At 70.8% G+C, this 20,814-nt stretch carries 19 protein-coding genes and 1 pseudogene; 12 read left to right on the top strand and 8 right to left on the bottom strand.

Annotated features, from left to right (window positions below):
- Positions 1-74: 74 nt before the first annotated feature.
- Positions 75-1,418: a lamin tail domain-containing protein gene (locus V4Y03_RS30965; protein WP_332437353.1), complete on the bottom strand. Its 1,344-nt coding sequence runs from the start codon at positions 1,416-1,418 to the stop codon at positions 75-77.
- Between the two features lie 375 nt (positions 1,419-1,793).
- Between V4Y03_RS30965 and V4Y03_RS30960 the strand changes: the two genes are divergently transcribed.
- From V4Y03_RS30960 to V4Y03_RS30935, 6 genes are all read left to right on the top strand, one after another.
- Positions 1,794-2,903, top strand: a complete 1,110-nt coding sequence (locus V4Y03_RS30960; protein ID WP_332437752.1) for an acyl-CoA dehydrogenase family protein — start codon at positions 1,794-1,796, stop codon at positions 2,901-2,903.
- A gap of 294 nt (positions 2,904-3,197) precedes the next feature.
- Positions 3,198-3,878: a DNA alkylation repair protein gene (locus V4Y03_RS30955; RefSeq protein WP_332437352.1), complete on the top strand. Its 681-nt coding sequence runs from the start codon at positions 3,198-3,200 to the stop codon at positions 3,876-3,878.
- A gap of 138 nt (positions 3,879-4,016) precedes the next feature.
- On the top strand, positions 4,017-4,994 hold the full coding sequence (locus tag V4Y03_RS30950; RefSeq protein WP_332437350.1) for a hypothetical protein: 978 nt from the start codon (positions 4,017-4,019) through the stop codon (positions 4,992-4,994).
- Between the two features lie 304 nt (positions 4,995-5,298).
- Positions 5,299-6,507, top strand: coding sequence for a peptidoglycan-binding protein (locus V4Y03_RS30945; protein ID WP_332437349.1), 1,209 nt, complete (start codon positions 5,299-5,301; stop codon positions 6,505-6,507).
- 298 nt (positions 6,508-6,805) lie between these two features.
- The gene (locus tag V4Y03_RS30940; protein WP_332437348.1) at positions 6,806-7,156 is read left to right on the top strand and encodes a hypothetical protein; all 351 of its coding nucleotides are present in this window, start codon (positions 6,806-6,808) and stop codon (positions 7,154-7,156) included.
- 74 nt (positions 7,157-7,230) lie between these two features.
- Positions 7,231-7,821 carry a L,D-transpeptidase gene (locus V4Y03_RS30935; protein ID WP_332437347.1) on the top strand — a complete coding sequence of 197 codons (591 nt, stop codon included), beginning with the start codon at positions 7,231-7,233 and terminating at the stop codon, positions 7,819-7,821.
- 81 nt (positions 7,822-7,902) lie between these two features.
- Here V4Y03_RS30935 and V4Y03_RS30930 read toward each other — a convergent pair whose 3' ends face one another.
- Positions 7,903-8,439: an NUDIX hydrolase family protein gene (locus V4Y03_RS30930; RefSeq protein WP_317874047.1), complete on the bottom strand. Its 537-nt coding sequence runs from the start codon at positions 8,437-8,439 to the stop codon at positions 7,903-7,905.
- A 344-nt stretch (positions 8,440-8,783) separates the two neighbouring features.
- On the opposite strand from V4Y03_RS30930, the gene V4Y03_RS30925 reads away from it, so the two are divergent.
- The 5 genes and pseudogenes from V4Y03_RS30925 (at position 8,784) to V4Y03_RS30905 (ending at position 11,613) form a co-directional block, all read left to right on the top strand.
- On the top strand, positions 8,784-9,227 hold the full coding sequence (locus tag V4Y03_RS30925; RefSeq protein ID WP_332437345.1) for a hypothetical protein: 444 nt from the start codon (positions 8,784-8,786) through the stop codon (positions 9,225-9,227).
- An 8-nt stretch (positions 9,228-9,235) separates the two neighbouring features.
- Positions 9,236-10,426 (top strand): peptidoglycan recognition protein family protein, encoded by a 1,191-nt coding sequence (locus tag V4Y03_RS30920; RefSeq protein ID WP_332437344.1) that lies wholly within the window; start codon positions 9,236-9,238, stop codon positions 10,424-10,426.
- 43 nt (positions 10,427-10,469) lie between these two features.
- Positions 10,470-11,228, top strand: a pseudogene (locus V4Y03_RS33980) (DJ-1/PfpI family protein); the annotation flags it as partial.
- A 68-nt stretch (positions 11,229-11,296) separates the two neighbouring features.
- Positions 11,297-11,491 (top strand): helix-turn-helix domain-containing protein, encoded by a 195-nt coding sequence (locus V4Y03_RS30910; protein ID WP_332437751.1) that lies wholly within the window; start codon positions 11,297-11,299, stop codon positions 11,489-11,491.
- Entirely contained in the window at positions 11,488-11,613 is a 126-nt protein-coding gene (locus V4Y03_RS30905) for a hypothetical protein (protein ID WP_317874051.1), read from the top strand. The genes V4Y03_RS30910 and V4Y03_RS30905 overlap by 4 nt, the downstream gene beginning before the upstream one ends.
- A 158-nt stretch (positions 11,614-11,771) precedes the next feature.
- Here the strand turns inward: V4Y03_RS30905 and V4Y03_RS30900 are convergent, their stop codons facing one another.
- On the bottom strand, positions 11,772-13,295 hold the full coding sequence (locus tag V4Y03_RS30900; RefSeq protein WP_443079899.1) for a ricin-type beta-trefoil lectin domain protein: 1,524 nt from the start codon (positions 13,293-13,295) through the stop codon (positions 11,772-11,774).
- Between the two features lie 359 nt (positions 13,296-13,654).
- Here V4Y03_RS30900 and V4Y03_RS30895 point away from each other — a divergent pair, with 359 nt between their 5' ends.
- Positions 13,655-14,260 (top strand): hypothetical protein, encoded by a 606-nt coding sequence (locus V4Y03_RS30895; RefSeq protein WP_332437340.1) that lies wholly within the window; start codon positions 13,655-13,657, stop codon positions 14,258-14,260.
- Here the strand turns inward: V4Y03_RS30895 and V4Y03_RS30890 are convergent.
- From V4Y03_RS30890 to V4Y03_RS30870, 5 genes are all read right to left on the bottom strand, one after another.
- Positions 14,226-16,115 (bottom strand): SGNH/GDSL hydrolase family protein, encoded by a 1,890-nt coding sequence (locus V4Y03_RS30890; RefSeq protein ID WP_332437338.1) that lies wholly within the window; start codon positions 16,113-16,115, stop codon positions 14,226-14,228. The genes V4Y03_RS30895 and V4Y03_RS30890 overlap by 35 nt on opposite strands.
- 1,187 nt (positions 16,116-17,302) lie before the next feature.
- Positions 17,303-17,575 carry a GNAT family N-acetyltransferase gene (locus V4Y03_RS30885; RefSeq protein WP_443079916.1) on the bottom strand — a complete coding sequence of 91 codons (273 nt, stop codon included), beginning with the start codon at positions 17,573-17,575 and terminating at the stop codon, positions 17,303-17,305.
- 307 nt (positions 17,576-17,882) lie between these two features.
- Positions 17,883-18,407 carry an NUDIX hydrolase gene (locus V4Y03_RS30880; protein ID WP_332437337.1) on the bottom strand — a complete coding sequence of 175 codons (525 nt, stop codon included), beginning with the start codon at positions 18,405-18,407 and terminating at the stop codon, positions 17,883-17,885.
- A complete protein-coding gene (locus tag V4Y03_RS30875; protein ID WP_332437336.1) occupies positions 18,404-18,592 on the bottom strand; it encodes a hypothetical protein in 189 nt (62 codons plus the stop codon). The genes V4Y03_RS30880 and V4Y03_RS30875 overlap by 4 nt, the downstream gene beginning before the upstream one ends.
- Positions 18,589-20,592, bottom strand: coding sequence for an ATP-binding cassette domain-containing protein (locus V4Y03_RS30870; RefSeq protein ID WP_332437748.1), 2,004 nt, complete (start codon positions 20,590-20,592; stop codon positions 18,589-18,591). Before V4Y03_RS30870 ends, V4Y03_RS30875 begins: the two co-directional genes overlap by 4 nt.
- Positions 20,593-20,814: the final 222 nt, after the last annotated feature.

The following is a 20,814-nucleotide window of genomic DNA, read 5'->3' as shown; positions in this document are numbered from 1 at the left end:
ATCAGGACGAACCGAGAGAGGGATCGGGTTCCGCTACGGCTCCGGCAAGGGGTACGTAGCCGTACGGCCACCGGTCAGCAGGTGATGGTGCCCCTGCGCAGGGCGTGACCGCCGGTGTTGCTGTCGTCCGACCAGTACACCGGCTTGGAGCCACCGGCACACGCCTCGGCGCCGCTCACGGAGAAGCCCTCGTTGTTGAGGTCCGCCATGCCGGCGGGACGGTTGTAGACCGCGGTGACGGCGAAGGCGCCGGCCGCGTTCACCTGGAGCGTCCGGTGCTGCCCGCCGCACGTGTCGTCGCAGACCGCCCACAGGCGGGAGGCTCCCGGCTCCCACTGCACCTCCATGACCCCGCTCATCCCGCTGCTGACGGTGGCGACCCGGGTGAAGGCTCCGGAGTCCGCGAGGACATAGCCGTGGACCGTGCCGGTTCCCTCGACGCCGACGAAGAACACCCCGCCGGTGTGGGCGCCGTACCGGGCCGGGTCGTAGGCCGCGCCGGTCGACGCGTCCTTGAACCCGGCACCGGTCAGGGCGGCGTCGGGAACCCAGGTGATGCCCTCGAAGCCGAGGTTGGACCCCACCGAGGACAGGTCGGAGGTCAGGTTCCACTCCTTGGCCGCGGTGAGGGTGCCCGCCGTCCCGGTCGCGTCGTAGCGGAGCACCGACAGACGGCTGGTGCCGGAGGCGTCACCGTTCCGCTCGCTCGCCACGAACACGCCACCCGCCGAGCCCGTACCCGTGAGCGTGACGCCCTCGCTGTCGGGGCTTCCTGACCCCGTCGGGAAGCGCAGGGTCTTTCCTGCGGACCAGCCGTTCGCGGTGTCCGGCTTCCAGCCACCCGAGCCGTCGCCCACCAGGCGCCAGAGCTTGCCGGAGTTCTGCGCGGCCCACATGACACCGCCCTCCTGGTGGAGGCCGCTGAGGTCCTCTCCGAAGACGTCGGAGCCGTCGGCGGTGGCCACCGCGGTGCCGCCCGGCCAGGCCACCGGGGTGGTCGAACCGCCGCCGGTCCCGCCGCAGTCGTTGGGGGCGCCCAGGGTGAGGGCGGCGGACTTGAACGCGCCGGTGCCGTCGGGGCAGCGCGACCAGGAGGGCGCCGAGTGCGTGGTCCAGGTGAAGCCGTCGACGAGGGTGCTGCCGTCCGGCAGGTAGAGGCGCGCCTTGTCGGCGGAGCCCAGACCGAACGAGCCGTGCACGTCGAAGGCGCGGAACGCACCGGGAGCCAGCGAGGTCCCGGAGGGGATCTTGTACTTCGAGCCGCTCTGGTCGTCCTTGAGGATCCAGCCGGAGATGTCGACGCTCGCGCCGCCCTTGTTGTACAGCTCGACGGAGTCCTCGACGCCACCGGTGGTCACCACCTCGTTGATCCGGATGTCGTCGGCCGGGGCCGCGTGGGCCGGCGTCGCCTGAAGCACACCGGCGGCCAGCAGAGGGGCGGTGAGAGCGAGGCGAAGGCTACGGCCCCACCCAGGTATACGTGTGGTCACGATGTCCGTCCAGGGAAGAGTTCCGACAGGGCGGCACGACGCTCCAGGCACGGACCGAACGAGCGGCCTCCGACGGCTGATCGTGCCATGAACGGTGGACGAACCACGAGCATTCCGGAGGGCGCACGGGAGCGCGCCGAAGCGGCAGGGGCGTACGAGCACCGCCGACGCCCCCGCGGCCCGGATCCGCCACCGCGAAGTGGCGCGTACTGGGCCGCGTGCACCCGCTCGTGGCGGGGGAGTGTTCCCCCGACCGGAGAATCGAACGACGGCCCCAGAACGAGGTGATCGCTGGTGCGAACGATGCCGGGACATGGCACGGCCCTGGAGACGGACCCGGGACTGGCCCGGGAACGCCTGGTCGCCGCCGTCACCGAGGCGGCGGTCACCGAGCTGCGCCCGGTCGCGGAGCGCACGGCACTGGACGGTGTTCCCCCGGCCCACCTGGACGAGTTGGCCCGGCGAGGGGCGTACGGGCTCGTCGGATACGAGCCGTCGCGGGGGAGCGGGTGCACCCACGACCAGGTGGTGCGCGAGGTCCACGAGATCCTCTCGGCCGTCGATCCGTCGACCTGGTTCGTGTACACCCAGCACTTCGCGATGGTGAAGGCGCTGACCAAGAGCGACAACACCGAGCTGCGCGAACGCTGGCTGCCCGAACTGGTCGCGGGCGGGAGACACGCCACCGCCGGCTTCGCGTACCTCCGTCATCCCAGCCCGCCCGTGACCGCCGTGCAGGTCGAGGGCGGCTGGCGGCTGCGGGGCCGTATGCCCTGGATGACCGGCTGGACCATCACGGACACGGCGATCCTGGGCGCGGTCACTCCCGACGACCGGGCCCTCTTCGCACGGGTCGACAGCGGGCCGGAAGCCCGGAACGGGCTGGTCGCCGTCGACTCCCCACCGCTGTGGGCGATGGGCGGAACACACACGACGGCGGTGGAGGTCCGGGACGTCCTCGTGCCGCACGAGGACGTGATCTCCCTGGAACCCAGGCAGGACTGGGCGCTCGCCTACGACACGGAGAACGCGAACGCCCACCCGGCCGTCTTCGGCCACCTGCGGGCGGCCGTCGACCTGCTGCTCGACGCCGCGCCACGGGCGGGGGCCGCGTACGAGACCCTCGCCCACGGGCTGGCCGATCAGGCCGCCCGGCTCCGCACCGAGGCCTACGCCCTGCGTGACGAGCTCCCGCCGGACAAGGAGCTGACGGCCCGGACCGAGATCCGGGCCGCAGCCCTGGACATCGGCGTCCGGGCCGCCACCGCCTGTGTGGCGGCGACCGGAGGCCGAGCCGTCCAGTACGGCAACACCGCGGGCCGGCTCGCCCGCGAGGCGCTCTTCCACCTGATCCAGGCCCAGACCCCACAACTGCGCGAGGCCACCGCGGGCATCACGCTCACCGGCATCTGAGCCGAGAGGGCAAGCCGGTCCGCTTGTTCCCACAGCGTGGTGAACCCGCTCGCGAAGCCCTGAGCGAGCGCGCGAGGTACCGGGCGAGCTGGCCGGCGAGCCGGGGATAGTGGGTGCCCTGGAGCAGCCCCTGCCGGAGCACGATGTGCGGCGCCAGGAACTCGGTGACGAGCATGCTCGTCCCGGGGCCGTAGTGCGGCACCCGGGGCACGCGTTCGTTCGGCCGGTGCGCTCCACGCTCCGGCCGGCCTCCGTCGTAGGCTGACTTTCGTACAGGACGGACAGGAGGCCGAGATGGCCGAGACGACCCTCGCCGAGGTGATGGCCGAGCTGGCCGCCCTCGAAGACCCGAAGGCACGCGCGGTGAACGAGAGGCACGGTGACGATCACGGTGTGAACCTCGGCAGACTGCGCGCGCTCGCGAAGCGGCTCAAGACGCAGCAGGACCTCGCGGTCCGCCTCTGGGAGACGGGCGACACCGCGGCGAGGCTGCTCGCCCTCCTGATCTGCCGCCCGAAGGCGTTCGGGCGCGACGAGCTGGACGCGATGCTGCGCGAGGCCCGCACGCCCAAGGTGCACGACTGGCTCGTGAACTACGTGGTGAAGAAGAACCCGCACGCCGAGGAACTGCGCCTCGCGTGGCTCGCCGATGCCGATCCCGTGGTCGCGAGCGCCGGCTGGGCGCTGACCACCGAGCGCGTCGCCAAGAAACCGGACGGCCTCGACCTCGCGGGACTGCTCGACATCATCGAGGCCCGGATGCGGGACGCCCCGGAGCGCCTGCAGTGGGCGATGAACCACTGCCTGGCCCGGATCGGGATCGAGCACCCGGAACACCGCGCCCGCGCGATCGGCATCGGCGAGCGCCTGCAGGTGCTCAAGGACTACCCGACGCCCCCGGGCTGCACGTCGCCGTTCGCGCCGGTCTGGATCACCGAGATGGTGCGCAGGCAGCAGGACAGCACGGCGGTCTGACCGACAGCCGCAGGGGCCGGCAACCGGTGGACCCGGGGTCGGCAGCCGCACCACGGCGCCGACGTGCGGCTCCTCGTACGCGGCTCCTTCCTCGCATGACACCACCATCCGTACGAATTCCCCGGGGGTACCACGAACGTGAACATCGACCTGCCCGGCCCGCAGACACTGATCGCGGACGTACCGGCCTTCGCCGCCCACGCCCGCCCCGCGGTACTCCTCCGTCCGGCGGCGGGTGCCCCCGGCCCGCACGACAACTCGGTCGGCGGCCCGCTGCTGTGGCCGAGGGACGAGCCGTGGCCGGTGTGCCGGGCACCGCACGTGGTGCACAAGCGGGAGAAGCTGTCGGATCAGGACAAGGAGATCTGGCAGGACTGCGACCGCCGGATGAAGGAACGGCGCCGCGCGCGGGGCGGTGGCGCGTATGTGATGAGCGAGGAGGACGCCGAAGCGCAGCGGCGGATCATGGACGGTGCCGGATCGCTCGACATGATCACCTGGGAGCGGATCCGGACGGTTTCGGAAGCCCCCGCCGTACCCGTTCCCATGATCCCCGTGCTCCAGCTCCGCGCCGGTGACGTTCCCGTCCTGCCCATGCCGGAAGGGACGGACCTGCTTCAGCTGCTGTGGTGCCCCGACGACCACTCCGAACCGCCCGGCCAGCGGAACTACTGGGGCCCGAACGTCGAACTGCGGTTCCGCGCCGGGGGAGCCGTCGGCCCGATCCGCGACGACCCGCCGCAGCCGGAGCACGCCGAGGACGTCTACCTGCCGAACCCGTGCCTCCTGGACCCGTTCCGCGTCGTGGATCTACCCGAGCAGGACGAACTCCCCGAGGAGCTCGTCGAAACGGCGCAGGAGTGGGCCGAAGCACGTGACACCGAGTACGCCCGCACGCTCGCCTGCCTGCCCGGCTGGAAGGCAGGGGGCTGGCCCAGCTGGCACCTCACCGACCTCGTGCCCATCGACTGCGCCGCGTGCGGAACCCGGATGCGCCTGCTGCTGACCCTGGACAGCGGGAAGGACCCCGGTCTTAACCTGGGCCGCTTCGGCGAACTCCGCGTCTTCACCTGCCCGACGGACCTCTCCCACCCGTTCCGGCTGAACGTGCAGTAACCCGTCGCGAGGCGGCCGGCCTCGTTCCTCCCTACGGGTGAGCCGCCGACTCCGCGACCGTGCCGCCCCGCGCACTCGTTCAGGTGAACGTAGGCTCGTCAGCCGCCGCGCGGTGGCGGGACGGGAGCGCGGTCGACCCGCAAGGTCCGGTGCCGGACCCCACGGCCACGTCGTTACGATCGGCGCCGCCGAGGCCGACGTAGCCACGCCTGCTGTCATGCACAGACCTGACCTGCTGTTATGCCGCTACGCAGGCGGTGACGAGGCCCGGCTCTTCCGCACGAGGCCGGGGAGGCACACGTACATGACGGACGAGCGAGGCGCCCGGGACGGGCAGCGGAGTGCGGGGACCCGACTGGCACAACTGATGCGCCGTTGGTGGGAAGAGGCCGGGAGCACGACCGGCGGCGCCCGGCCGACGCAGCAGGCGCTCGCCACGAGGCTCGGGGTCGACCAGACGACCCTGTCGCGCTACCTGAACCCGAGGCACGCGTCGACCGCTCCTCTGCGGGTGGTCGAGAATCTGCACGCCCAACTGCGTGCCCCCGCGGCGGAACTCGAACAGGCGCGGGCGCTCTGCCGGGCCGCCTGGCGGGAGAACAGCCGACAGCGGACGGCGGAGGGCGGGGGCGAGGCCCCCGCCGCGCCGCCGGAAGCGACCGAGCGGACCGCCGGAACGACCGGAAGCGCCGTAATGGCCGGTCCGACCTCCGAGCCACCCGCCGACAAGGGAGCCGTCGCCACCGGGGCCGGGGCCGAATCAAGGCCCGGATCCGCAGCGGCAACCGCGGAGCACGCACCCGAGCAAGCCGCCGAGCACACACCCGACCACGTACCCGATCAAGCCTCCGCCCCGAGCGCCCGCAGCACCCCCGCCCGTCGCCGCAACCGCCGGCTCCTCCCGGCCCTCTTCGTGTCGGCCGTCGCCCTGGCCTTCATCGCCGGAGCGGTGGTCCACGACCGCCTCTCCGCCGAGGACCCCGCGGCCACGGCCGCCGGTGCGGCCGGTGCGGTACCGGCGGGCGCCGCGCCGCGCAAGTGGCCTTTGCTGCGCATGGGCGTGGAAGACCAGTTCACCCGCGCCCGCGCCCTCCAGTACCTCCTGAACGCCCGCGGCTACGACGTGCGGGCCGACGGCTTCTTCCGGCAGGACACCTGGGACGCCGTCGTGGACTTCCAGCGACGGCACGATCTGCAGGCCGACGGCAAGGTGGGCGAGAAGACCTGGCCCGAGCTGGTCATGGACGTGCGGCCGGGTTCAGGTGAGTTCGAGGTACGAGCCGTACAGGAGCTGCTGAACAACGTGGGCCAGGGCGGCACAGCGGTCTCGGGCAGGTTCACCGCGGTGACCACGGAGGACCTGAAGTACTTCCAGCGCACGCACGATCTGCCGGAGACCGGCCGCGTGGACGCGGACACCTGGCTGGCCCTGCTGGTCGGACAACAGCCCCCCGTCAAGGCGCCGGACTACCAGAGGGTCACGAGCAGCCGACAGCCCTCCGCTCCCGCGTGAGGGATCGGCGCCCGGGGAGGGCAAGGGCGGCCCGAGCGCGGTCCAGCGGCCCCCGCTATGCCGTCTCCTCGGCACGCTCTTCATGCAGCGCTACATAATCCCAGGTCAGAGCCCCGTCATGCAGGGTGCATCGATGTGCCTCGGTCAGCAGCCGGATCGGCTTCCCCGGACCCGGCCGACCCGGCAATGCTGGTTCTGCGGCCGGCACCCCGGACAGCACGCCCCCTCGGTGGGCGACGCGTCCAGGTCCTCGTCCCGGTCCGCGTTCCCGCCAGCAGTCTGCCCGAAGGGGGCACCCATGTCCGCTGTCCGCAAGACCATCACGTCCGCTCTGTCGACCGCCGTACTCGCAGGGGGACTCACCCTGGGCGCAGTCACCCCGGCGAGCGCGGCCGGCTGCCCGTCCTCCGCCGCCCCGGTGATCAACGGCGCGTCGGCGAGCTGGAGCCTGCGCTGTTCCGGCAAGGACGTGACGGTGTCCGGCTGGCTCCAGGACACCAGCATGGACGGCAAGTGCGCCAAGGTCCGTATCAACGCCGGGAACGGCGAGTACAAGGCGGAGACCGCGTGCAACTCCGGTGTCCGCAAGCAGTTCTCCTTCACCTTCAAGGGGACGAAGACGGCACAGGTACGCCTCGCCACCGTCTGACGGCCCGACCGCCCGCCCCCACACCCGCACGACGGGGTCCCCCCCGTCGCGCGGGAAGCACGAGGAAGAGAGACATGAGCATGAGCAGCAGCAACGGACGCCGTCTGCGCGGAGCCGTGATCGCCGCGTCCGCGGCCACCGTCCTGGCCCTGGCACCGGCCGCCCTCGCACAAGGGCCCGCGGGTGCGCCGCAGAAGCCCGCTGACGCGCCGACCACCCTGGTCTTCGACAAGAACCGGAGCGACCCGACCGACTCGCGGCTTTCCGTCTTCAAGGGCACGAAGCTCTGGGCCACCTACCGGGCGGGATCGGGCCTCAAGGTCACGGACGACTGCGTACGCGCCAGGGGCTGGCTGCCGAACGGCAACTGGAAGATCAAGCTCAAGACCCCCACGTACAACGGCAACCTCATCAAGGGCTACGCGATCCACCTGGAGGACATGAAGTGCTCCAAGGGCACGCTGACGCGCACGGAGATGTTCATCCACTCCGAGATGAACCGCGACGGCAGCGCGGGCGGCACTGAACCCCGCCGCTGGGACGGCGCCGGCGACTACAAGTCCAACGGCTGCGTGAAGCTGAACCCGACGGACATCAAGAAGATGTTCCGGCTCCTCGACCGCGACGACATCGGCTGGCCGACCCACCTGCGGGTGGTGTCCTGACCCGGACGGACGAAAGTGGCGCCGGTTCCCGTCGTCGAGCCGACGGGAACCGGCGCCCCTCGCGGTGAACGCTCAGGTGTCTCAGTAGATGTGCCCCACATGGGCGAGCGCCTGCTTCAGGAGCATCCCGTGACCGCCCGGCATCTCGCCCTGCACGGCGGCGGACGCCGCTTCCTGCGGGCTGAACCACACCAGGTCCAGCGCGTCCTGCCGAGGTCGGCAGTCGCCGGTCACCGGAACGATGTACGCGAGGGAGACGGCGTGTTGACGCGGGTCGTGGTAGGCGGTGACGCCGGCCGTGGGGAAGTACTCGGCGACCGTGAAGGGCTGCAAGGACGCCGGGACGTGGGGGAGGGCCATGGGACCGAGGTCCTTCTCCAGATGGCGGAGCAACGCGTCGCGGACCCGCTCGTGGTGCATGACACGCCCCGACACCAGGGTGCGGCTTATCGTTCCGTCCGCGCCGATGCGCAGAAGTACTCCGATACTGGTGACTTCGCCGCTGTCGTCCACGCGCACGGGCACGGCCTCGACGTACAGGATCGGCATCTGGGCACGGGCGACTTCCAGCTCGTCCTTGGTCAGCCAGCCGGGCGTGGTCTCGGTCATGTCAGACATCGCCTCATCATACTTTCCGGGCGGGGTGTCGGCCCAGGTGACGTGTCTGCCAGCCGGGTGGGAATCGAACGGGCCGAGGCCGTGCCCGAACGGGCGGGCGGCAGCGTCGCACTCCGTCATCACGCGGGCATATGACGGCATGTCGGTGGCCGAAGGGCGCGTGACGAGGGAATTCGCCCGATTCTTCCGCACCCTCGCATCCGGGGAACCCGGCGGTGTATAACGCAGCGCAATCAGCCGCCGAACGAAAGAGCGACATGTCGTCCACGGAAGGTCCGCCGGTTCCGGACGGACCAGAAGTCCCCGGTTCCGCAACGGATTCACGGAAGCGCCGCCGAATCCTCGTGGCCGCCACCGCGAGCCTGCTCGCCCTGTGCGGCGCGCTCACGGCCTACGGAACCCTCGGATCCGACAACACCTCCGAGCCCGGACACGGGAACGCGGTGGCCGGAAGGCCACCCGCGACCGCACGGACCGAAGTGGCGTACGAGGTCCTCGGAGAGGGCACCGCCGACATCGCCTACCGGGAGGCGGACGCCGAAGACATCGTCAGGAACGTCCGCCTGCCGTGGCGGAAGACGGTACGTCTGCCGCAGGGCACGACCCCGGCCGTCAGCGTCACCCTCGGAGAGAAGGGCGGCCGGGCCAGCTGCGGTCTCACCGTCGCCGGTCGGCACGTCCAGCGTTCCACCGCGGAGGGCGCCTTCGGGCGCGGCACCTGCGCGAGCGCGGCCCCCGACGCCGCCGCCCCCGTTTCGACCCCCAGCCCCGTCCCCACCAGATCCTAAGGAACACCGTGATTCCCCAGCTCCTCGGCCGTACCGGCCGCCGCGCCGCCACCGTGGCCGGACTCGCCGCTGTCGTCCTGGCCTCCACCGGCCTCACCGCAACCACCACCGCAGCCGCCCCGACGCCCGTACCCGCGTCCCCCGCCGCCGACGGCAGCGGGCACGGACTGCGGAGCATCCGGTTCGACGGCACCGATCCCGTACGCCGCGCCCTGCCGGCCCGCACCACCGAGCCCTTCAGCATGATCGGACTCACCTGGACCGATCCCCGGGCCGAGCTCCGCGGCACGGCCGAGGTCCGTACCCGTGACCACCGCACCGGCGCCTGGTCCGCCTGGCGCACGCTCGACCTGGACGTACGAACCCCGGAAACGGGCCTCGACGGCCGCGCCCCCGGAGTACGAGCCGGTACCCAGCCGCTGTGGACCGGTCCGTCGAACGGCGTGCAGGTACGGGTCACCGCCGAGCCCGGCACCCGGGCGAGCCTGCCCAAGGGCCTGCGGGTCGAACTCGTGGACCCGATGGCCGATGAGGCCCGCGCGGAGACGCCAACCTCCACGACGCTCACGGCGAACGGGCAGCCGGCCGTCACCCCGCGCTCGGGCTGGGGCGCGGACGAGTCGCTGGTCCTGGCCCCTCCGACGTACACGGCCGAGACGAAGGCCGTCTTCGTCCACCACACGGCCGGCACCAACGACTACGCCTGCGACCAGTCGGCCGCCATCATCCGCGCGATCTTCCTCTACCACGTGCAGGGCCAGGGCTGGAACGACATCGGCTACCAGTTCCTGGTCGACAAGTGCGGAACCGTCTTCGAGGGCCGCGCGGGCGGCATCGACAAGCCGGTCCTGGGCGCCCAGACGTACGGCTTCAACACGGACACCACCGGCATCGCCGTCCTCGGCAACTACAACGAGGCCGTCAGCACGGCACCGGTACTCGACGCGATCGCGGGCGTCGCCGCGTGGAAGCTCGGTCTGTACGGGTACGACCCCGCCGGGACCGTGAACCTCGTCGCGGCGGCGGACAACGGCCTGTACAAGAAGGGCCAGGTGGTCACCCTGAACCGGATCTCGGGTCACCGCGACGGCTACCCGACGGAGTGCCCCGGCGCAAACCTGTACGCGGACCTGCCGACGATCCGCCAGCTGGCAGTCCCGCAGCCGCCGGTGCCGGAGCCGACGGCGCAGTCGAACTGACGCAGCCGCCCGGGGAACTGCCCTGGCACGGACGGGCGACCTCATGGCCCGCGACCGCGACGGCGACGGCCGGTGGCCCTTCCGTGCCCGCGCCATGGCGCGAACTGACAGAACTGCGTCATTACGGCCTTCCGGAGCCCGGAGTGATGGTGGCGGGGTGCCCAGAACCCGCAGAGTTGTCATCACGGCCTTCCCCGGCGTAGACCTGCTGGACGCCACAGGTCCCGCCGAGGTGTTCTCGGTCGCCTCCCGGATGCTGCCCGCCGGCGTTCCCGGCTACCGGGTGGAGATCGCGGCCGCCGAGCGCGCGGAACTGACCACGTCCAGCGGGGTCCGGCTGGTCGCCGGCCTTGCCCTGGACGAGGTGGGGAGCGGCGTGGACACCCTGCTCGTCGCCGGGGCGACCGAGCTCGTCGCGGGCAGGGCCGAGCCGGTCGTCGAACCCGTGATCACCGACTGGGTGCCTACGGCGGCATCGAAGGCCGGACGAGTCGGCTCGATCTGCTCCGGCGCACACCTTCATCAAGGCCGGACGGGTATGGACCTGCGCGGGCGTCACCTCGGGACGGGACTGGCGCTGGCCATGGTCGCGGAGGACCACGGCCGGCGCCTCGCGCTCGCCGTGGCCCGTGTGCTGGTCATGTACATCAAACGCCCCGGTGGGCAGAGCCAGTTCAGTGTTCCGATCTCACGGCAGGTCCCCTCGGACGACCGCATCGAGGCGCTGCTCCGATGGATGGCCGACCACATCACCGAGGATCTGATGCTGCACGTCATGGCGGAGCAGGCCAACCTGAGCGTCCGCCAGTTCACGCGGGTGTTCCGCCGCAGCACGGGCCGGACGCCCGCCGCGCATCTTGAGGCGACGGACTGGAGACGGCCCGTCGGCTCCTGGAGGAGACGGACGGGAGCCTTCCCCGTATCGCGGCCACCAGCGGACTCGGCTCGGTGGAGACGCTGCACCGGACCTTCAGCCAGCGGCTGGGCGCCACGCCGGCCGAGTACCGCCGCCGATTCCGCTCGACGGCCACCGCCATCCGTCCGACGACCACTCCCGTCCGATGAACCCCACCACCCCGGAAGAAGACCACGTGCCGCTCGCCCCGCTGCCCGACTCGCCCCTGGCCGGCGCGGCCGTCGAGCTGCTGACCAGTACCGCCCCTCCGACGCTGGTGGCGCACAGCTAGCAACTACCGGTTCGGGGCGGCCCTGCTCGTCGAACGCGGGCGCGGCTTCGACACGGAGGCCCCTGTTCATCGCCTCCGCCCTGCACGACCTGGCCCTGACCGACGGTCAGTACGGCAGGGCCGCCGGCCGGGCCCCGCGTCTTCGGCGCGGACTCGGGCTACATGAAGCGCTGCGCGGCCGAGCCGTTGCAGGCCTGGAGCGCGACGGCCTTGCTCGCGACCGGCTGGGTCAGGCACAGGCCGGTCGCGGTGGCCGGGCGGATCGTGCCGTCCGATGGCCTCGTCCACTTCTGGTTCGCGCCGCCGTGGCAGTTCCACAGGATGGCGGCGGTGGGAGCGGCGATGTCACGGGAGTCCAGGCACCGGTCGTGGGACAGACCGACGTGGAGCGAGCCCCGCTCGGAGTCGTACCACCAGGTCTGGTTGCGGCCACCGAGGCAGTCCCAGCCCACGACCGCGGTGTAGTTGCGCGAGGAGCCTCCGACGGCGTCCAGGCACTGGCCGGTGGCCGCGTTCTTGATCGGCTCGAACATGTCGTCCCATGCTCCGGCGTAGAGCTTCGGTGCGTTGGTGGAGGCCGGATCGGCGCACGATGCCTCGCGTAGACCGGAGTTGTAGAACTGGGTGAAGCAGGACGCGAACGCGGCGTGGCCGGTGGCGTTGGGGTGGTACGACTGCCGGACGGAGTTCTCGTCCGGCGGGAACGACCCGTCGTAGAAGAAGCCGCGCGCCCACGTCTGCTCCGTGCACACCTCGTGCCCGTGGAACAGGCGGGAGGCGTCCAGGTAGTCGGCGCCGGAGAGCTGGGCCGCCCTGCGGATGCCGCCCTCGAAGACGGGGACCGCGGTGTTGCGGCCCCAGGCCGCGTCGGAGTCGTAGCCGAGGCAGCCCCCGGGCAGCTTCCCGGGGAAGTTCGGGTTGTCCGCCATGTCGGGGCTGATCGGCGACGGGTAGCTCATGAGGACGAGCTTGTACGCGTCGTCCGTGTATCCGGCGTCGCGCATGACCTTCTTGAGGTCCGTGACGGTCGCGGAGACCTTCGGGACGATGCCGTCCACACGGGCCTGCCAGCCCGGCGCGTACTTCGGCTCGCAGGTGCCCTGGCTGAGGACCCAGCGCGTGACGCAGTCCGTCATCACCGGACCGAACTGGACGTCGTCGTTGGCGCCGACGACGACCACCACCATCTTGACGCGGGTGTTGCGCGCCTTGATCGCGAGGTGGTCGCTCTGGACCAGCTGATCGGCGTACTGCTTCACGCCGCCGACCTTGACGTGGTACGTGGCCGCGCCCGAACAGGCGATGTTCGTGGGGGCGTCGGCCGGGATGCCGGTCCGGTAGATCGCGGCGTCCTGTGAGCGGTGGCACCAGTTCGTCGGACCGTCGGTCCCGGGCCAGTACGCGCCGGCGCCCTCACCGGAGATCTCCGAGTCACCGATCGACACGAGCGAGCTCTTCCGCTCGGCCTGCGGGCGCTCCTCGGGACTGCCGTACAGGCTGACGGCCTCGGCCGCGCGGATCTGCTCGAGCTCGGCGGGCAGCGGCGTGGCGTCGGCGACCGCGACGGGGGTGGCGGCTGCGAGGGGGGTGGCGTTCGCGGAGGGTACGGCGAGCGTGGCGAGACAGAGAGCCGCCGCCGCTGCGGCGGCGCAGGCTCTCATACGTGGCCTGGCATGTGACATGAAGCCTCCCGGGTTGGTGTTACCCCCGGTATCTACTAGCCGGTAAGCGCCCTGGGAAGGCCCCGGACATGACAAGCGCTCAACTTTTCCGGAACTCGGGAGTCGCGCCAGGGCCTGGTGGCGCCCAGCCGGGGGCCGTGCCGACCGGCGAACTGCACTTCGTCCCGGCAGCCCGCGCGCACCGGCATCGCCGCCGCCGGAGCACGCAGTCTTCCTCGGCCTCGCCGACTGGCTGATGCGGGTGGCCGGGATCGTCCCGTACGGCATCACCCTCGTCCGCGATGCGACGGAGAACAAAGCCATGACAACCGGCCGCCCGCCGAACGCGGTCCCAGCAGGCCGCGCGGAAGGAAGAACCCATGCCGTCACCACTGACGTTCGGGGACGAACTGCGGGCGGAGCCGGGAACCCCCAGAAGCTCCCGCAGCCTGGACAGCAGCCCGCGCTCGCGCGTGTGGCGCGTCGAACTGCCGGAGAGGACGGCGGTGGTGAAACAGGCCGTCGACGGCCCCGACACCGACGAGCGCTACGCCCGCGAGGTGGCCGCCCCGCGGCTCGCCGGCCGAGCGGGCTGGCTGCTCCGCGGCGACACACTGGTGCAGCGAGCACACCGCGACGGCACCGACCACCTCGCCCGGATTCCGGATGAGGACTGGGAATGGGGCACGGCGACGGCGAGGCAACGACTCGCCCACCGGCTGGGCGTCGTCAACCGGATGACCACCGACCACACCTCACCGAGCGAGGTGAGCGGCCTCACCGCCGACATGCGCGAACGAATGCCGGCGCGATGGCCCACACTTCGACCGGTCCCGACAGAGCGCCCCTGGAAGGGGGCGGCACTCCTGGACCGAAGCCCCGCCCCCAAAGGCGCGCTCGACGGCCACGGAGCAGCCTGTCGCCCGCGCCGACTACGCGCGAGCCCGCTCGTCAGGCGGGCTCGACAAGGAGCTGACCGCCGCTGAAATGAACCTGGGCCTTGGTGCCGGCGTTGATGTTCCACTGCGGGGTGATGGTGACGCGTTCACCGGGCTTCATACCGCTGAGCAGGTGACGGCGAGAGGCGTAGACGCGGCTGGGACCGTGGGCGGAGAGCCCGCGGGCAGGACTCGCGGGGGTGTACCCGCCGCTGGCCTGCCACAGCGCCCATACGGTGGCGGAGGGGCCCGCGGTGGTGTGGAGGGCCGCCGAGATGGTGACGTAGGCGGCGCCGGACGACGGCACGGTGAAGGTGATGGGGGCCCAGTCGGCGGCGGGGAAGTCCACCGAGGACTCCAGCCGGTCGCAGGCGGGCGCGGTCCGCTGGCTCGAGATAAGCAGTGGGGGGCGATGAGTGCCCTCGGTGAAGGGAGCATCGGCCTGCCGGCGCAGCTGTTCTGCGAGGTGCCCGGAGGGTATCCCGTGCACCTGGATCCGTACGGTCGCCGGCTCGGAATGGTTGCTGGCGACCCAGGCGACGGCTTCGATCTTGCGAGGACCGGGGGACCAGGTCCGCGGAGGGCTCCAGCTCCACTGACCGTCGGCGCCCACGGGGGACTCGCCGACGCGGACGCCGTCGTCGAGCAGATGGACGGCGCGCACGCCCTTCTGGGCGGTGCCGCGGAACTCGGGCCGGGGGTGGGTGTACGAACCGTCCGACGGCGTAGTGATCACCGGGGGCTCGACATGGGTGACCACGACGAAGTCGACGGTCGCCGTGTTGGTGAGGTCCTCGCCGCGCCCCGCGGCGACGAGCAGCGTGTGCTCACCGGCCGGCCAACCGCTTTCGCGACGCCAGCTCCAGGCCCCGTTCGGGCCAGGAGGAGTGGTGCCGATACAGCGGGTGCCGACGAAGAAGTAGAGGGTGTCCGTGTCCGGCGGGCAGGCGCCGGTCAGGGACACGAGCGGGCCGACGATCGCCTGCGCGCGAGGGGCCGTGATCGTCACGGGTCGCGGGGCGACGGGCTCCGGCTCGGGCTCGGGCTGGGCACGCCACGACCACTGCCGCTTGCGCTGCGGTTCGGGCCGCTGGCCCAGCCACGATTCGGCCCGGAGGTGGGCGGCTTCCTGCTCGGCGGCGGCGTTCTTCAAGGCGCCGAGCTCGTCCTCGGTCAGGACGGCATCCACCGCTCGCTGCGGGATGACGTCCGCCGTCAGCAGGTCGTTGTCGGACAGCTGGGCCAGCAGCCAGGCGGCTGTGGCGTGCGCGCCGCGGGTGTTGAGGTGGGTCCAGTCCCGCTTGCCCTGCGGATGCTCGGGGTGCTGCCCGGGCTCGAACCAGCCCAGCAGCCGTACGGCCGCCATCGGACCGAGATCCTGCCACAGCTCCTCGGACCACCGGTTGAGGTCCACCAGCGGTACGCCGACGTCGGAGGCGGTCTTGACCATGATGTCGGCGCGCTCGCGCAGTCCGTTGGACACCTGCCCGTCCGCATGGAAGGTCCCTCGCGCGAGCGACGTCACGAACACCGGCGACACCCCGAGCTCCCGCAGCGTCTCCGCGTACAGCTCCAGGTACGCCCGGAACTCATCGGCGCTCGTGTACTTGTCGGGCTCCATCATGTTCTGGTCGTTGTGCCCGAAGGAGATCAGCGCGATGTCGCCCGGGCGCGCCTCGTTGAGCACTCGAATGAAGGGGTGGGTGAAGAAACTGCGGCTAGAGGCGTTGTACAGAGCGAAGTTGAGCACCTCGATGTGCCCGACGAGCAGCTCGGTAAGCGCCTGACCCCAGCCCTGCAAGGGATGCTGCTTGGGATTCACCGCAGCGGTCGAGTCGCTCAGAACAAGGATGCGCGGTCCGCTCGCGTCGTCCTGCGGTGCGTCACGCAGAATGCCGGCCACAGCAGTTGACTCCGTAGCCTTCGGCGCGGGACTCGCCTCACCGGAAGCCGACGTTATGGAACCCTGGGTGGATGCGGGGGACATGACGAGAACGCTCCGATGTGAACAGAGGACTTGTTATGAACGAGGTCGGTTCGACCATGGACTTGCGGTGTGCGTGAAGGCACTGGCAGTGCAGGGGCTGAACGTTGAGCCGGTTCGTGCGCGCTACGGCGCAGGTCACCCGACCATGACTCGAGTTCCGCCAGGTTTCGACGTCACTCGCAGCCCGGTATTCGGGGCAACCCGGAATCTCGCCGCAGCGATTCCGTCATCGCGATTCGTCAACGTTTCCAGGCCCTGATTTCAAAAGGAGCTAGCCAGTGGTGCGGGCGCGCCTGAACAACATGCCACGCCGACGTCGAAGGGTCAAAGGAAACTCATAGGAATCTCAAGACCCGCTGAAATCCGAGTCACGGATTCGCGCCAAAAGTAAGAGATTGCCCGAATCCGTGGGGCCTTGAGCCCCGGGAGGACGTGACTAACTTCATGACACGAGCGGGACCGGGTCTGCGGTAGACGAAAGTCTCCGGACCGGAGGCGCAGCCATGGCAACACAAGGGCCGAACCACGCCACGGCCCCCGGCCTGACCAGCCGGCCGAATCGGCCCCGGCAACGCCGGCACGGCCGACCGGCTCCACCCGAACAACCGGCTACAGCAAGATGGCCACCGCTGTCGCCGGAGGCATCGAAACGGCTGCCCGCGCCGACCGGATGAGCGAACGGTGTCGGTGCGCCCGGCGCCCCCGAGCGCCGGACTCGGCGACTACCGGGTCGACCTCAACGCGGACTGCCCGACGGTAGCGGACGGTTGCGCGGACGAGCAGGCGCTGGTGCCCGACGGGTCGGCCAAGGCCTGGTTGAACGGGGGCGGCAACGGCGGTGGGACGACCCTCGGTACCCACTTCCCGGCCCTCGGAGCCGTAGGACGCAGCTTGTCTTCGTCGAGGCGAACGGTGACGGCCAAGCGGACGGCCTGTCGGTGGCCGCGGACGGCTCGGTCCAGGCCTGGATGAACAACAGCTCGGTCCGGGCCTGGACGAACAACGGCGCGGTATTCAGCTGCGGCTGCCTGGCAACCTAGGGCGGCAGCCATCCGCACACTCTCAAGACCAGCGATCCGTCGGCGGCAGCCATCCGTCCGCGCTCACACCCCCTCCCCCTCGGGCGGGGACGAAAGCCTCGCCATCCGCATCAGCGCGGGATCGCTCCGGAACCCGAACTGCTCGTACAGCGGCGCGGCGTCCACGCTCGCGTGCAGATCGAAGAGCGTCACCCCATCGCGTTCGAGGCACTCCAGCAGCGCGGCCACCACGGTCCGGGCGTGGCCACGTCGCCGATGACCGGGTTCGGTCGCGACGGCGTGGATCCGTCCGGCCAGGCCCCCGGGGTACCCCGGGGCGGGCAGGACAGGGTGGATGAAGGCGAGCGCGCACGCGGCGAGCCCGCCGGGCGGGGCATCGACGACGTAGGCGCGGGCGTCACCCCCGATCCCCAGCCGCAGGGCGAGCTGATCCCGGCAGATGCCGAACCACTCCGCGTCGAGAGGCTCCGAGAGGCTCCGAGAGGATCAACTCCGAACGGAGCCGAATGATCTCGGCGGCAGCAGCGGAGCGTGCTTCGCCACGCCCGCAGGTACTCCGCATCTCCCAGCTCCAGACGGACCGGGTCCTCTCCAAGCGGCCCGCCACAGCCAGGCGTACGGACGCCCCACGCCGTAACCGTCCCTATCCGGTCCCGGGGACAAGACGGACCCGGTCCACCCTCGGGTCATACCCGATGGGGTCGCCGAGCTCCTGGAAGTGAACCGCGACCCGGGCCCCGGCCCGGTACGCATCGATCCCCGCCCGGCAGTACGCGACCATCGGCTCCGGCAGCGCGTCGAACGCGAGCCACTCCATCTTGTCGCACACCTCACGCTCCATGACCCTCGGTACGCCGCTCCACCGCCGGACCTCGAAGAAGAACCCGACGCGCGCGCCGCCGCCAGGGGAGCGATGGTGCACGGTGACGGCCGCGTGGACGTCGGCCGGGTCGACGAGGAGGCCGGTCTCCTCTCTCGTCTCCCGGACGAGCGCGGTGACGACGTCCTCGTGCGGACCGTCCAGGTGACCGGACGGAAGATGCCAGTGGCCCCGGGCATAGACGGCGCCGGCTCGGCGCGAGAGCAGCACCTCGGCCCCGTTCTCCCCGTCACGGATCGCGAGCAGGTGAACATCCAGCGGCTCGGTGTGCCGCATGAGGCCGCTCACGCGCCGGCTCCTTCGCGACAGGCGAGGAGGGCGTCGCGCCGCTCGCACAGGACCGGCGAGCCGACGACGCACTGCTCGAAGGTCAGGCACGGCCACCGGCCGAGGAACCCGGCGGCGAATCCCAGGAACCACGAGCCGATCGTCGAGCCGAAGAACCAGGCGCCCTCGTTGCCCCGAACCTTCACGCGGTCGTTCCCTCCGCTACGTTCCCCGCACCTGCGGACGTGGACTGTCCCGGAACCACGGGCGACAGGAACTGACTGGCTTGCAGCTGGTACGCCTCGCGGAACGCACTCGTACCGCCGGCGGGGTCCATGAGCTCCTCGAACGTCCCGTGCTCGATGACCCGCCCCTCCTCCAGGACGTAGATCAGATCCGCGTGCCGGACGCTGTGCAGCCGGTGAGTGATCAGAACAGTGGTCTGGCCGGTTCCCGCGAGCTGGTGGATCTGGTCGAAGACCCGCTGCTCGGCCATCGGATCCAGGGCGCTGGTCGGCTCGTCGACGACCAGGACCTGTCCGTTCCTGAACTTCGCCCGGGCCAGCCCGACTTTCTGCCACTGCCCACCGGAGAGCCCCTGCCCGCCCTTGTAACCGCGGGCCAGCAGCGTGTTCAGGCCGCGGGGGAGCCCCTTGACGACCTCGTCAGCTCCCGCGTACGCGGCCGCGGCCTCGATGACCGAGTCGTCCATCGCCGCGTTGCTGCGGCCGATGCCGATGTTGACCCGGGCGGTGAAGGGCCACCTCTGGAAGTCCTGCGCAACCATCGCGACCCGGGAGAAGATCCGGGCCCGGCAGGCGTCGGCGGCATTGACCTCTCCCCACATGACCCGACCCGCAGAAGGCATATACATGCCGCACAACAGTTTCGAAATAGTCGATTTGCCCGACCCGTTCTTCCCGACCAGGGCCACGGTCCTGCCACGGGGAATGACCAGGTCAACCTCCCGCAGCGATGGTTCGTCGGCGCCGTGATAGGTGAAGGAGACCTTCTCGAAACGGATCGCGTCGAAGTCCTCCGGCACGTCCACGCCCGACTCCGGAATCGCCCGCCGCTCCGCCTCGACGCACAGCCGCTCCAGGTCGGCGACGAACAGGGACTCCTCCTGGATGTCGGTGACCCGGAGCACCAGGTCGGTGATGCTCGCCGACCCCGCCCGGATCGCGAGAACCGCCGTTCCGCCGACCGCGAGCGCCATCTGCCCGTTCCACAGCAGCAGGCCCAGCACCGCGTAGGCGGCCACCGTGGCCACACCACGGGCCCCGTCCGCGAACAACCCCGTACGAGCCGCTACCCACGCGAGCCGCGTCTGCTCCCGCTCGCTCGTCTCCGCCATCCCCCGGAAGTGCTCCAGCAGGAACGGACCCACGTCATGGACCCTGACCTCACCCGCCGCCTGCTGATCGATCAGCAGCCGGCTGATCAGCTGCGCCGCCCTGGCGTGCTGGACGAACCGGTGCCAGCTCGTGTATCTGGCCCGGGCCATCGTCAGCGAACCCCACGCGCTGGGCAGCGCCATCGAGACCAGCAGCGGCAGCAGCACCACGTGCAGGACCGTCAGCACGCTCGCGGCGGCGATCAGGGAGATCCCCGAGGCGACCACGGCCGTGCAGTAGCCCACCATCCGCCGCGCCGCGTCGGCGCCCCACTGAGCCGAGTCCATCAGCTTGTGGAACGCGTCGTCCTCGATCGCGTCCATCTCCACTCGCGCGACAAGGCCCAAGTACCGCTCGGTGGCGACACGCTGGACCTTCGGCTCCAGAACCCCGGTCGAAGCGGTGGAAGCCGACTTCAGCAGGGAGGAGACGACCGCCATCACGGACACGAACACCAACGCCGGTAGAGCCGCCCGCAGCCGGTCGGACAAGACCCCCGACGCCAACAACTCGGTCAGCAAGGAGTTCACCGCCACCAGAGACAGCGCCTGCGCCACACCGCGGCCGATCTCGCTGCCGGCCACCGTGTACAGCGCCCTCCGGTCAGCCTGCCGAGACAGCCGTACGGCAACGCCGACCTGCCGGGGAAAGTTCACGGCCATGCTCCACATACCGAGCTTCACCCACGTACCGCGGTGCACATTCCAGCCGTGGTCGTACGCGAGTTCACCGCCGAACAACAACTGCTCGGACGCCGAAGGAGCCTCCGCACCCGCTTCGTCCGACACCTTGTCCGAAGCGGCACTCATGCCACCCACCTCGCATCCGGACGCGCCGTACAAAAGCCACCGCCAACACACTGAAGCCGCATCGAAGCGGCCAGGGGCCGAGGCACGGGAAGAAGTACGGTCCGAAGCACAGGAAGGGGATACATCGCGGCCTCCAGGCAGACGAGTTGGGGTGTCGGACGGCTCAACGACGGAATGCTCGGTGTCGAGCACATGCGATTCGGACGGCGTTCGAACCCCGAA

The sequence above is a fragment of the Streptomyces sp. P9-A4 genome (genome assembly GCF_036634195.1).
GTDB lineage: Bacteria > Actinomycetota > Actinomycetes > Streptomycetales > Streptomycetaceae > Streptomyces.
This window is presented reverse-complemented; position numbering and strand designations above follow the sequence as displayed.